This is a genomic window from Stieleria sp. JC731 (assembly GCF_020966635.1).
GTDB lineage: Bacteria > Planctomycetota > Planctomycetia > Pirellulales > Pirellulaceae > Stieleria.
Window position 1 is genome coordinate 1,462,690 of the sequence record NZ_JAJKFQ010000011.1, and the last position, 13,471, is coordinate 1,476,160.

Sequence of the window (13,471 nt, forward strand, 5' to 3'; positions counted from 1 at the left end):
CCCATCAGACGCATTCATTTCTAGCGAAAGATCCAACCTCATCATGGATGACAAGAAGTCCATTCTCATTCGTCTCGTTCACGCCCGCATCGATTTGGCCCAATGGTCAGATGTTCTCGCGGATCCTGATACCGGGGCTCATGCTTGGTTCTCGGGCGTGACCCGCCGGAAGACGAGGGATCAATCCGGGACCGTTCGCGTCACGAAGACGCTGTACTACGAAGCTCATGAATCGATGGCTTTGCGACAGCTCAGGCAGATTGCTGAAGATGCCAAGCAAAAGTTCAACCTTTTCAATGTCGTGATCGTCCACCGTCTTGGTGAAGTCGCGATCGGCGAATCGAGCGTTTTGGTCGGCTGCAGCAGTGCGCATCGTCGCGAGGCGTTTGAAGCCCTGCCGGTCATCATGGATGAATTAAAGGCCGACGTGCCGATTTGGAAACGGGAAATGTTTGTGGATGAAACGACGCAATGGATACACCCGTGAATCAGCGTATCTATCTTGATCATGCCGCCACCAGTGTTCCTAAGCCGGCGGCGACCGTCAACGCGATGATGCAACAAATGCTTCATCACGAAGCCTCTGTAGGACGCGGTGCGTATCGCAGTTCTGTCCGCGCTTCGGCAAAAGTTGCGGAACTACGTGCCGAGATCGCTAGATGGATCAACGCACCGAGTGCGAATGAAATAACGTTGCAGTCCGGAGGCACTGAAGCGTTAAATTTGGGGCTGTTCGGGTTGCTACGTCCCGGAGATCACGTTGTGACATGCGCTGCCGAGCATAACAGCGTCCTTCGCCCAATCCACGAATTATCACGCTCGCAAAGTGTGGATTGCAGCATCGTTGACGTCGATGGGCAAGGATTGGTCAGTGTCGAAAGCGTGATGAACGCTCTGCGTCCGAACACTCGAATCGTTTCGATTCTTCATGCCGCAAATGTTAATGGTGTGGTCCAACCGATCGCGGAGATCGGCGCGGCTCTAACACAGCAATTTGAAGTTGATCTGAAGCCAATTTTAATGACCGATGCGGCTCAGTCGTTTGGCTACCTTCCTATCGATGTGCAAACACAGGGTATCGATTGTCTAGCGGCTCCCGGTCACAAAGGCGGCCAAGGTCCACTTGGGACCGGGTTCATGTACCTCAATCAACGCTACCATTCAAAGTTGCGTCCGATCGTTTTTGGCGGAACTGGCAGCCAGTCAGACGACTTGGAAATGCCAATGAGTTTTCCCAGTTCATTTGAAGCAGGCAATATGAACGTCCCCGCAATGGCAGGTTGGTTAGCCGGACTGGCTAGTTGCCGCGGTGAAAAATTAGCTGCCGATTGCGTGTCAGAACGTTATCGATCACTAGGCAAGTTGGCTGAAGAACTTTATCTGCGGCTTGAACGGATCCCGGGAGTGCGGGTGATCGGTCGTCCGGATCAACTGAGGTTGCCAATCGCCAGCATCGAAGTTGATGGAATGGGGGCCAGTGAAGTGGCAGCAATCCTGGATAGTGAGTTCGGTATCGAAGTCCGTTCTGGATTGCATTGTGCAGCGTTAATTCACCAAGCCATTGGCTCGCCAACGGACGGCACGCTCAGGATTAGCTGCGGTGTCGGAACAACTCTGGATGAACTCGACGCTTTGTCCAGTGCCTTGGAAGAACTGCTTGGTGTGATCCCTAACTGACAAGTTCAGCTAGCGAGACCAGCGGGCTAATTCAACGGGCCAGCTTTTGGCAAAAGCGTTCAGAATCGAACTGTCGAACGACGATGTGACGGTAAAAAAAACAGCTGCGAGAATCTCGCAGCTGTTTCGATTGTCTTCTTGATGGCGACTAGCAGGTTTTACTGATCTGCTTCGCCATAGCCTACGACTTGGTACAGGTGGAACGTACCTTTACCATCAAGGCCGATTCGGATGTAGCGAGCTTGAATGGGTTCGTCGAAGTCGATCATCCACTCGCCTTTCATCTCATCGGCCGACCAGACTTTGTCATAGCTTTCGCCGTCAACACTCGTCCAAACCGTCAGGCCTTCGGCGCGGCTATGGAATTGACTTTCCTTTCGATTGACCAATCGCAAGTGTTTGATCTTCGAAGGTTGGGCGAGACGGATTGTGATGTAGGGCGAGTCGACATCGTGCTCGGAATGGAACGCGAAGTCAAAGTCTTGCCGTGCATCCTTGGTCAACAACAGATGTGCGTCATTGTTCCATGTCCCATTGCTGAAGTTCGGACCGAATTTAATCGCGGCGTCGTAAGTGATTTCGCTGCTGCCATCGTGTGAACGCAATTCAGGGGCTTTCTTGTAGGCCGGACTGATCCAGCCATCTTTGGAAGCCTTGTACATATTGCGTCGGCTGGAGAGGAACTCAATCAGATCCAAGAATTCGATCGGAGCGATTTGCTTGGCCAAGCCTTCGGGCATCGAGCTCGCTTTCATCGGCTTTTCGATTTCAATGTCGTCCAGCAAGATCGTTCTTTGTTTTCCATCAGCGATTCCCAAAGTAACTTTCTCTTTGTCCTTGGCGATCACAAAACCGTTCACGGTGTCACCATCAACTGTCAAAATATTGACTGTCTCGTAGCCTTTGCTGATCTCAGCGTTTGGCATCAGGACGGACCTAATGATCTGATGTTTCTGCATCCGCGAACCGATATCAGTCAGGTCTGGGCCAAACTTTTTGCCTAGTTCGCCAATCTGGTGACAGGCCGAGCAGACTTGCACGTAAACACGTTCACCTCGCTGGGCATTTCCACCACGCAGGTTGGCGAGTTGACCGATCGCTCGATTGCGTTCTCGCTCAGATGCATCAACGTTTTCTGCAATCTCAAGCGGCAAGACCGCTGCTCCACCAGGCCCATTGATACGGCGATAACGGATGAAAAAGGCTTTGGCGGCTTCAGAACTGCCAGCCAAGAAGTTCTCATCGCGTTCGATATCATTCCACATTGGCTGCAACGCATGCAGCGTGTGCTCCAGTGTGTAGTCCAGCCAATAATCCATCGGATGATTGGTCACGCTTAGCGCCAGTGCGACCGCGTCTGGGGTCTCCAGGAAACTGATGCCTCGAACTGCTTCAAGTCGGACGCGTGGGTGCGGGTCTGATGTTGCTTCGGCAAGGTATTCGTGGGCGGAATCGATTCGCGTGATTTCGTTGGTGATTGTGTGAATCGCTGCTGCACGAGCGAGCGGATTATCGCTGCCCAAGATGCGATCCAACAGCGAGGTGTCGACCTTTCGGAAACTCTCTTGGATCCACATCGCTTCACAAAGTTGCAGCGGGTCGGTCGTGTCTGCGACCCAGCGATCGATCGCTGCCATCACTTTGGCTTCATCACGATCACGGAGAACTCGTCGAACTCGGTATCGGGTTCGCAATTCAGGAACGAGTAATTCTTCTAGCAGTCGCGCCTCTGACATGTAGGACAAGTCGACCTTATCCAAAAGCGGCTTGTTCTTATTGACTAGACGATAGACACGACCGTGCGTGTGGTCACGATTGGGATCACGCTGTGAGTATTGCATGTGACCGATCAAGGCATTGCACCAGTCACCGAACCAAACGGCACCGTCGGGACCAATTTTAGGATCGACGGGGCGAAAGATCATGTCGGTGGATGAAAGCAGGTCTTCCACACGTTGGCCTTCATACCCAGCCTGGTCTTCTTGTGCATTTAAAGTGAAACGCGGCATCCCGTGCATGTTGATCACGCACGCGTAAATGAATTGGCCTTGGATTTCATCGGGCAAGTGACGCGACAGCAGGAATTCGTTTCCAACCGCTGGTCGCATACCTTGATTATCGAATACGGGTTCCAACGTCTTTCTTGTGTTGACTTCTTTTCCGGCCAAAGGCGAAATCCAGTGCTGCCGCGCGTTGGTGCCGTCGCCAATGATACCGTTGCCCCATTGGTCGAAGACCAAACACCACGGGTTACCGTATCCCGGTGTCCGGTAGTGGAGAAAGCGACCGTTCTTTGGGTCGTAGACATAGGCGCCACCGGTGCCTTTATTGCGAAAAGGACCCCACGGAGTTTCCAACGTGGTCGATAGCGCGATGCCTTCAAGCATGTGAAGGTAACCACCATGCGAGAACTCCCATGCACCCATGGTGTGGTGCGTGTCGTCTGTGGCGATTCCGTCAATCAACTGAATGACTTCGTCGGCTTTGTCATCACCATCGGTGTCTTTAAGAAACAGGATGCGAGGTTCGTCAACGACCAAAACTCCATCGTCATAGAATTCGAAGCCGGTTGGGCAAATCAGCTTGTCATAGAATGTTTTGCACTCATCAGCCTTTCCATCGCCATCGGTGTCTTCAAAAATCAGCAAGCGATCGCTTGGCGGTGCCGCACCCGGCTGCCATTGCGGATAGTTCGGCATGCACGAAACCCACAAGCGACCTTTTGCGTCGAACGCCAATTGGTTCGGGTTCGCAAGTTCTGGAAACTCACGTTCAGAAGCAAAAAGTTTGACTTCCATTCCGTTTGGAACGGACATCATATCGATCGACTCTTCCGGGGTTGGGTAAACCAGCTCGGTGGGTTCACGCATCTTCCGAAAGTTGTCGTCGCGTGTACCAAACATGGTTTCCGGAATGACGACTTCACCCGTTTGCGAATCGTCGGGGGCGTCGGCAACAGGTTCGTTCTGGACCAAGTCCCAGATGTACTCGTCGCGGACTTCAACCATGTTACGGATCTTTCGGTATTCACTTGGGAACGTCTCTGTATCCCACGTACGGCGTCCGCCATAGACATACCAACCGTTTAGCATCCGATAGTCTTGCAGGTGTAGCCAAGACTTGTCATTGACCCATCGCTGAACCGTCGCGAAGTCGGCTTCGCTAGAGTCAGCTTGTTGCTCGAACAGGCTCTCCTGTAGCTGCGTGGCAATAAGTTCATCGCCAGCTTGATTTAGATGAATTCCGTTGATGGTGTATTGAGAACCTGGTGTCTCGGCAAACGCTTTGTCTGTCGCGGTGAAAAGATCAACAAATGGCAGATTCAATTCGTTTGCCAGTTGCTCGATCGCGTCGCGATAAAGCTTTAGCGTGTTGTTGCGTTCGGTGACATTCGGTTCCAGATCATTGCCAGTCGATTCGAATGCTGCTGGGCTGATCAGGACAAACTGTGCGTTGCCGCTGGAGTATTTTCCGTTGACGTATTCGAGGTAGGACCGATAGTCATTGATGAATTTCTCAATCGCTGCCGGATCCGAACCGGCGTAAGACTCGTTCGTTCCAAAGAAGCACAGGTAGGCTTCGGGGGCGAACACTGACAGCGGATCGTCGATATCGGTGTAGTTGCTGGGTCGTTGTCTGACGGAGACTTCGTCGGCCGGCCAACAGAAATTTCGGAATTGAAGTTCCTTGTCTGGGTGCGCCAGATGCAGGTTCGTTTCGAAATTGCCATACAGGTTCATCCGTTCGCCGAGCGAACTGCCCACCGATACAATTTTCAAACCTTTGCGAAGCTCAAGCTTGGGGCCATCGGCATTACAAGATTGCGACAGCGCCGTCGTCAAGGAAAACGCGGCTAGCAAACAAATCAAACGCTTCATGTTTGTCCTTTGCGATATAAACCATGTCCAAGTTTTAAGAGAAGTGTTGGACAAAGATTGAGGTAGGAGTGGATGGGGCGGGAGGTGCCAAATTGTCGTCGCCGAATTGAGATGGCGTACAACGATCTGGAACCAAATGGCGTCGCGTTCGCCATGATGCAAGTATAGCTTAAACGACAAAATTCTCAGCACCCCGACGCGATTTCGCAGGCCCAATTTATCGATTTGGTTGCTCGCACAAATCGCCGTTGCGCTGGGTTTCCGAAGCGTACAGCGATAGGGACGCTGGTGAATCTTCCTGGCGAGGATGCAATCGTCCGTGATTTACCGGCCGAAAGAGAAGGTGGGTTCACAAGACCGCCCAGTGGGGAGGCTCAACTTGGCAACCAGTCCCGTTCGCACTTTCGTAACCGATGCCAGTTAAATTATTGGGCAAGTGAATTTAGCGAACTGATGTTTCGGACACATTGTATTTTCAATCAGACTCGCGGCTTTCGCTGTCCTGTTTTGCGCTTACTTAGTAGACCGGCTTTTACCGATGACGGAAACGAACACGACCGCCGCTTGTAGCGATGAGAACGCTGCGCAGCGGTGCTGCGACTGGAAGGGTGCGGCGCTTCGAGGTGCCTTGGTGTGTGGCAGTTTGTCAGCTGTGATTGTCTTGTGGACTTGGCTGGTGGGCGGCCGAGCTTTGGCGGAGCGAGCCATGACTGACCTGGCGATGCCAACAGCTCTTTTGTGGCTGATCATGCTATTTGGAATCACGGCCGCCAGGTACTGCAAACAAAAGGCAGCGGCCCGTGTTTGCGCTTTCGTGTTTCTGTTTGTATTCGTGTTTTTCAACCCGATGGTGGCAGGGCCGCTGTATCAATCAACCGAATTCGTACCCGACAAAGATCCGGTGAGCAGTCTGGAAGAACCGCTTGATGCAGTGGTCTTGTTGGGAGGTTTTGCAACGAGAAATGATTTTGGCCAAGCTCAGCTGAACAATGATGGTGAAAGGCTGATGACGGTTGCGAAGCTCTGGTATGCGGGAAAGACGAAGACGATCATCTGCACCGGCACGGCTCACGTTGGCCAGAACCATCCGTCGGTGCTGTCACGCGAGCTGTTGCAGTCGATTGGTGTGCCTGAGGAAGTGATCTTTGAAATCCCTGGCGAGAACACTTCGCAGGAGATGGAATCGATGGAATCTTTCCTGGCCGACCCGCCCCGTCTGTGGTCTGCCAAAGTCGCATCCAGTGATTTGCGTCTCGGTCTAGCAACCAGTGCTTATCACATCCCGCGGGCACTACGTCTGGCAGAACGCAGGCAGTTGGACTTCATACCGATCCCTTGCGGTTTCAACGCAACGGAGTCGGCTTGGACGCCGCGAGAGTTGATACCGAATGCTGGAGCGGCAAAGAAGATCGCATCGGTTTGCAAGACATATCTTGCGGCGATGGTTGGAAGGTAGCATGGCGCTGCATCGCCAGTTAATATCGCTAGCAAGATGCTATGTTGAAATCGATATGTCAGAGCGCTCCACCGCATGGCTGGAAAGATCGCAACTCTGAGGAGCTGTAAGCGGGTCCCGATGATGCGTGTGACAATCCCCCAGGATCATGGGCAGGCGCCGCAGGCTAGCAAGTGAGATCAAACAGAACGCGACCCCGACGAATAGGAGACTGTGGGGGTTAGTTTCTCGGGCGTGGTGGTCAGTCGCGTTTGGGGGAGCCTATTTCGCGGAGATCAGCACCCGTAGATGGGCCGGGCAGGATGGCGGTGGACCTTGCCGATTTAGGCCTGCGAGCTCCGATGGAGGGATGGCCTGATTCTTGATATCTTTTCACTAGTCTGTTCTCTTGTCATCTGACCAAAATGAGGTGACGGCATTCCGCTACCGGGTGGTTTTTCTGAAAAAACTCCGGGCGGATACCCGCCAAAGAACAGAAAAAGTCGAGAAGCGAACATAAACTCTGTCCGAAATTCGAGTTTTTCACGAATTTTGAACGTGAGGGCGTTTGCCTTTCGCATAAAACCGTCCAATCTGGGCATGACGAAACCGCCTGGATTATCGGACAATGAAAACAGCTGGATGAGGTTCGCGGGACATTTTTGACCCTACCGTGGTTTTATGGCCGCTTACTTTCCCAAATTGGATTAGCTTCAAAGTGGGGGAGAGAGTTTTGGGTGGTGATAATGCCTTATCCATCGCGGGGTGCATCTTTTTGATGTCACCCCATGTGGACGATATAAACGTTTACGCTGAGAGAGTTAACCTGAACGAGATTAACAATTCGTCACTCGTTCATTTGAGCCTGAAAAGCTTTTACCCCCCAAGAGCTAGGAGAATCAATGAGTAAGAATGTGTTAGTGGCGGACGATCACTTGGTAATTCGGATGGGCCTGAAAGCGATGCTTGAGGGAACAGATCTCGTCGTCGCGGCTGAAGCATGCAATGCTGCTGAAGCGATCGCCGAAGTCGAGAAGTCGACCCCTGATTGCGTGCTGATGGATATCCGCATGGAAGGTGGTGACGGCCTTAACACGCTCGGTCGACTGAAGCTGGATTATCCAGATCTGCCGATCGTTTTGTATTCGGCTTATGACAACCCGACTTACATCGCCCGTGCGGTTGCACTGGGAGCGGCTGGGTACGTTCTGAAGTCGGCTCCGAAAGAGCGTTTGATCGACGCCCTGACGACCGCTGCCAATGGCGAATCAGCTTGGACTCGCGAAGAACTTCGTCGTGTCACAGGTGCTTTGGCAACTCCACGATTGAGCCAAGATCTGGATGTCCCTTTGACTCATCGCGAGAGTGAAGTTCTGCGTCAAATGGCGCAGGGTTTGACCAACAAAGAAATCGCCAAAATGCTGGGCATCAGCTACGAAACTGTGAAGGAACACGTCCAGCACATCCTGCGAAAGATCGGTGTGACCGACCGAACCCAAGCTGCCGTTTGGGCGGTTCGTCGAAACCTCGTCTAGTTGACGGTCTTTCCAATCATCAACATCGAACGGTTGTTATGGAGCAATTCCTGACAACCGTTTTTTAATGCGCTGCCGTGGCTGGCATGGCTGACGCTGCTGGTGTAGCTGACGTGGACGGAGCAAACCGTTTGCACGGCAGCGACGGGAACAGTCGTCTTCGAAGCTCGAAAAAGCGGACCACATCCGGCTCAATTGCTTCGTGTGTATGTCAGGGTGACACCGACTTTAGATACGCCATCAGCTCCAGGATCTCTTCCTTGGTGTATTGATCCAAAAGAGCTTTAGGCATCATCGACGTAGCACTCCTTTTGGTCAGTTCAATGTCGTCTTGCTGGATGACAATGGGTTCCTTGTCGTCGGGGCTGCTGACCATCGTTAGGATGTCGTCGTTCTCATCGAGCACAATTCCCGAGTACGTTTTTCCTTCCGTGGTCAAAACCGTTTGCATCGCGTACTTGCTATCGATTTTATGAGACGGTTCTAGGATTTCACGCAGGATCGCCATGTCGTCTTGTTTCCACCGAGCATAAACGTCTGTCAGTTCAGGCCCGACAACTCCGCCGCTGCCCTTGACCTTGTGGCAACCGACACAGGACGCTTCGTTGAAGATTTTCTCTCCGATGGACGCTGACCTACCGGCCAGTCCGTCGCCAAGGTTGTCGCGGAAGTCGTCGATGGACCACGCTTTGACGAATGAACGGTTGCTTCCGAGTGGATTCACCGGTTCGGTCGGATTCTGATTCCAAGCGTCTAAGTCCTCCACGACGATCATGACGCCGTACATGCGGTACCAGTGTTGCGGGAAGGTGCAAACATAGGGGTACTCACCAGGCGTTTTCGGAGCCGTCAAGGTAATTCTGGCCGACTTGTCCGGCGCGATCAGATCACTCGCCGCAAGGATATTTGTTGACTGTGGCACGTAGGGCAGTCCATCGGTGCCTTCCGGGCCTGCTGTTAGGCCAGCCATCGCTACGCTTTTCAGTGTTCCCGGTTGTGTGACAACCAGGTTGTGAGGCATCAGATCGTGGTTTTCAAGTAGGATCTGAACCGGACGTCCGGCTTCGACAGCGAAATAGGGAACGTCGTACCGCATCTCTTCTTCGACGGTTCCGATTCGAACAACTCGTACCGCGACTTCCCTCAGGCGACGCCGAAGTGCCTTTGCCGCATTCGGTTCCACGACGGTCAACAGACGATCGACCGACCGCATCGCGTCGATAAATCCGTCGGTTGTTCGGTTTGCCGGTTCGGTCTGTTCGGCAAAGGCCACAAGCACGCTCGCTGCTTGTGCTGACGCGGCCGCGTCGAAAGATTGAGTGGGAAGTCGCAGCAGCCCTCGGCACGCACTGACACGAAGATCGGCATTGTCCACGAGACCGATCAATAGGTTGAACGTGTTGTGGGGCTCTCCAGGGATCGTTGCCAGTGCAGAGATCGCCGCACGCCGAACAGTGATCGAAGGCGACTGCAGCTGTGATACCGCAAATTCTCGCTGAGCGTTCTGAAGGGAGTCACTCGGCAACAATGCGACAGCTGAAAGCCTGGCGTTGATCGCCGAGTCAGAGTCCCTGCAAAGGATATCGATGTCTTCCTGTTGGCCGGCCACAATCAATGCGGCCATCGCGACGGCGCTTTTCATTGCATCGCTGTTACCAACCAATTCAATTAGCTGTTCTTTCTGCCCGTTGAGTTCCTCTGGAGGTTGGTCCAGCAGAGTTTTGCCGAGCAAGTTGACCAATCGCTTTGATTCAGAATCCGAACTTTTGATTCCAGTGATCGCGGAGAGCAGCTCCGTTGTAAACGTCGTATCGCGAAGTTTGACCAACGCGTTAAACGCTTCTTCGCGCACTCCGGATGTCATTGCCGAACGCAAGGTGATCGCTTCGTACACGGGAATGTACTTCGGATCGTCCGTTGAGCGTTCGACCATCAATAAACGAGTGTCATCCAGACGCCCAAGTTGATAGGCAACGATTCGTGGAGACTTATCCAAGAATATCTTAGGTGCGTTGTTTTGCTGGGCACTGGCGTCTGTACTTGCAGCCAACAACGCGATCGCCAACGCGGCGCGTTTCAAAAGTGGAGCGTCCATAGATGATAGATTCGGAGGGGCAAAGTCTTGGTTGTCGGAAGATCCAGCGAGCGTGATTTGAACGCTTCCGCTAGTTTTCTTCCAAAGCACGCATGGTTTCATCAAGCGTGTATTGCAAGTAGTCGTCCATCTCGTATTCCAAGACACCGAGAGCCATTTCGACTGCCGATTCTCCGTTCAGGAAACTCGCAGCACGAACACCTTCCAGACGTACCGTCGGATGCTTGTCGTTAATTGCTTTCGCGATCCGATCTGCCGCATCATCGATAGCGTGCAGCATGTGCGAGATCAAACGGACGCAGGCGGCACGGGCGCGATGGTTGTCCGATGACGATAGCTTGTCCAACAGAGGCCGATGGATTTGGTTGTGTGTTTGATACATCCACAAAGCCTCCATCTGATGGTGCTCGATCTCTGGATTGGATGCGTCAAGACTTTCGATCCAGGACTCCAACGACGCAATCACCTCTTCGCTGCTGCGTGCTGCGAGTTCACGACGAGCGCGATAACGCGTTCGGTCTTCGGGACTTTTTAGCAATTCAAGCAACGCCGCGATCGGTTCACCTTCGATCTTTGCAGGCTCCAATAAAGGGCGATCTTTGCATGTGACACGCCAGATCCGGCCGTGCGAATGATCACGGTGAGGTTCACGTAGATTGTGTTGCAAGTGGCCGATCAAAGCATTGTGCCAATCGACGATATACAACGACCCATCGGGGGCGAATTGCATATCCACGGGACGGAAGTTGCCGTCGCGGCAAGACAGCAACGCCTCCTTTTCTTCACCGACGAATCCACTTCCTTCTTCGGATTCGCGGATCTGATGGTTCAAGATTGCGCGTTCACCGATAACGTTTGTGACCAGAAAGTTGCCTTGCCATTGCTCGGGAAAGTGACGACTGGAAACGATCGCGCATCCGGCAAGTGGACGGATACGTTTCGGGTAGAACGTCGGATGTCGGTATTGAGGATCGCCACCGCCAAGTTCTGCCACTCGACGATGCTGGCTGCCGCCTGGGTGCTTGTTAGGGTATTCGATATGCCCGGTAATCGGAGCCGCCCAGTAGGAGAAACCGGGTGACGCGTCACCGATGAAGTCTTGTCCCCAACGGTCGTAGCAGTATCCCCATGGATTGGCGAATGCGAAATTGCAATGCACGTCCATCCGTTGTGTCCGCGGATTGTATTTCCAAATGCCTGCTTCTCCGCAGCGTCTGGGACCATACGGAGTTTCGACAGCAGAGAACTTGAAGGTTCCTTCCTGAAAATACAGGTTGCCACCGGGGCCCCATTCGAATGCCGCAATCCCGTGGTGAGAGTCAGCTGAATCCATGCCGACAATCTGACGAACGGTCTCATCGGCCTTGTCGTCACCATCGGTGTCCTTCATAAACCAGATATCGGGCTGGCGAGACACGTACGCTCCGCCATGGCCGAGTTCGAATCCGGTCGGCTGGTGTAGGTTGTCGGCAAAGACTTTGCAGACGTCAGCATCATGGTCGCCGTCGGTATCTTCAAAGATCAGTAGCTTGTCATCCATCGGTGACTTCGGCTGCCAGTGCGGATACGATTTCATCGTCGCGACCCACAGACGCCCACGGCTATCGAAGTTCAAAGCAACGGGGTTGGACAGTTCGGGAAATTGTTCTTCGCTGGCGATCAGCTGGATTTCAAAGCCTTCTGCCAAGTCGAACAGTTTGATTTGCTCTGAAGCGGGTAGGTATTGCAGTGTACCGAGCTTCCCTGCTTTGGCGTTTTTGTCCCCTGGAATACCGACGTTGGTTTTGGGTTCGATAAACGGCAACGTGCTTGAGTCGTCAATTTGATCGGCAACAGGCTTGCCAGCCGCGACCGCCCAGATCCTGGCATCACGATTGGCCGTCATTTGGTCCAGGATGGAAAGTTCGCGTTCCATCACATCACGGTTGTTGTATGTACCGTCGCTGCCAGCGAGTCCCCGGTCGCCGTAGATCGAAAACCCGTTGACCGCTCGATAGCGGTGGAACCAATGAAAGTTTTTGTTGTCAATCTCGGCTTTGAGATCGCCTGGAACCGGGACGTTTAATTCATTTCCGAACAGCGCTTCGTCCAAGATCGGAGCCAACTTTTGGTAGCCGGCGTCATTTAGATGAAAGCCATTGATCGTCAGCGGGGCGTCCGATTTTCCGAACAGTTCGTCCGTCGGATGAAAGAGGTCGACAAACACGACACCCGTTTCCGAGGCAACTTGCGACATCGCATGTGTATAGATTTCCAAATTCGCATTCTGCTGCTGCCCGTCTGACAAATCGGGATCGTCGGATCCTTCGAATGCGATTGGGGAAACCAGGACGACTTGCGGACGTCCTTTGCCAAAATCATTGGCGAGTGTTTCGGCAACGAGCTTGGTCAGGTCTGTCTTGAATTCTTTAAGTCCATCTTCACCGGCGAACGATTCGTTGTAGCCCAAGAAATACATCACCACCGATGCTTGGCTATGCGTCAAATGTTCCTGAGGCGTGCCGAAGTTCTTTGATCGAATTCGAAGGTTGATTTCGTCGGCAGGAAAACAGAGATTCCGCACGACAAGGTTGTGGTTTGGATACCGCGTATGCAGCAGCGATTCCCACTCGTTTTGCACTTGCATGCGTTCACCGAGTGCGTTGCCAACTAGGCAGATGTGGTCTCCTTTTTGTAGTTTTAAGTCAGCCGCGTCGACGTCGATCGTGAAACCGCATAGACCAAACAATGCGGAGGCGGCGATCAGTCGCCGTGAAATCTTATGCAAAGCTTTCATTGAGATGTGCTGAATAGCGGGGTGGGATGATGGGAGGGTGCCTATCCGAACCGCTATTCTAAACCGAATCAAACC

The 13,471-nt window shown here is 52.9% G+C and carries 7 protein-coding genes; 4 read left to right on the forward strand and 3 right to left on the reverse strand.

The window, feature by feature from the left end; all coding sequences use genetic code 11:
• The first annotated feature begins 43 nt into the window (after positions 1–43).
• Together LOC67_RS22120 and LOC67_RS22125 are read left to right on the forward strand one after the other, a co-directional pair.
• On the forward strand, positions 44–487 hold the full coding sequence (locus LOC67_RS22120; RefSeq protein ID WP_230264991.1) for a molybdenum cofactor biosynthesis protein MoaE: 444 nt from the start codon (positions 44–46) through the stop codon (positions 485–487).
• Positions 472–1,677 carry an aminotransferase class V-fold PLP-dependent enzyme gene (locus tag LOC67_RS22125; protein ID WP_230264992.1) on the forward strand — a complete coding sequence of 402 codons (1,206 nt, stop codon included), beginning with the start codon at positions 472–474 and terminating at the stop codon, positions 1,675–1,677. The genes LOC67_RS22120 and LOC67_RS22125 overlap by 16 nt, the downstream gene beginning before the upstream one ends.
• Positions 1,678–1,835: 158 nt before the next feature.
• On the opposite strand, the gene LOC67_RS22130 is transcribed toward LOC67_RS22125, so the two are convergent.
• A complete protein-coding gene (locus tag LOC67_RS22130; protein ID WP_230264993.1) occupies positions 1,836–5,555 on the reverse strand; it encodes a PVC-type heme-binding CxxCH protein in 3,720 nt (1,239 codons plus the stop codon).
• Between the two features lie 538 nt (positions 5,556–6,093).
• Between LOC67_RS22130 and LOC67_RS22135 the strand changes: the two genes are divergently transcribed.
• Both LOC67_RS22135 and LOC67_RS22140 read left to right on the forward strand, forming a co-directional pair.
• The gene (locus LOC67_RS22135) at positions 6,094–7,011 is read left to right on the forward strand and encodes a YdcF family protein (protein WP_230264994.1); all 918 of its coding nucleotides are present in this window, start codon (positions 6,094–6,096) and stop codon (positions 7,009–7,011) included.
• 881 nt (positions 7,012–7,892) lie between these two features.
• Positions 7,893–8,525 (forward strand): response regulator, encoded by a 633-nt coding sequence (locus LOC67_RS22140; RefSeq protein WP_230264995.1) that lies wholly within the window; start codon positions 7,893–7,895, stop codon positions 8,523–8,525.
• A 211-nt stretch (positions 8,526–8,736) separates the two neighbouring features.
• Here LOC67_RS22140 and LOC67_RS22145 read toward each other — a convergent pair whose 3' ends face one another.
• Both LOC67_RS22145 and LOC67_RS22150 read right to left on the reverse strand, forming a co-directional pair.
• A complete protein-coding gene (locus LOC67_RS22145) occupies positions 8,737–10,620 on the reverse strand; it encodes a c-type cytochrome (RefSeq protein WP_230264996.1) in 1,884 nt (627 codons plus the stop codon).
• Between the two features lie 70 nt (positions 10,621–10,690).
• Positions 10,691–13,396: a PVC-type heme-binding CxxCH protein gene (locus LOC67_RS22150; protein ID WP_230264997.1), complete on the reverse strand. Its 2,706-nt coding sequence runs from the start codon at positions 13,394–13,396 to the stop codon at positions 10,691–10,693.
• Between the last annotated feature and the right edge of the window lie 75 nt (positions 13,397–13,471).

What these genes read in the sequence shown, in the direction of transcription:
- LOC67_RS22120 (WP_230264991.1), top strand. Translation starts at nt 44, where the DNA reads ATGGATGACAAGAAGTCCATTCTCATTCGTCTCGTTCACGCCCGCATC.
- LOC67_RS22125 (WP_230264992.1), top strand. Translation starts at nt 472, where the DNA reads ATGGATACACCCGTGAATCAGCGTATCTATCTTGATCATGCCGCCACC.
- LOC67_RS22130 (WP_230264993.1), bottom strand. Translation starts at nt 5,555, where the DNA reads ATGAAGCGTTTGATTTGTTTGCTAGCCGCGTTTTCCTTGACGACGGCG.
- LOC67_RS22135 (WP_230264994.1), top strand. Translation starts at nt 6,094, where the DNA reads ATGACGGAAACGAACACGACCGCCGCTTGTAGCGATGAGAACGCTGCG.
- LOC67_RS22140 (WP_230264995.1), top strand. Translation starts at nt 7,893, where the DNA reads ATGAGTAAGAATGTGTTAGTGGCGGACGATCACTTGGTAATTCGGATG.
- LOC67_RS22145 (WP_230264996.1), bottom strand. Translation starts at nt 10,620, where the DNA reads ATGGACGCTCCACTTTTGAAACGCGCCGCGTTGGCGATCGCGTTGTTG.
- LOC67_RS22150 (WP_230264997.1), bottom strand. Translation starts at nt 13,396, where the DNA reads ATGAAAGCTTTGCATAAGATTTCACGGCGACTGATCGCCGCCTCCGCA.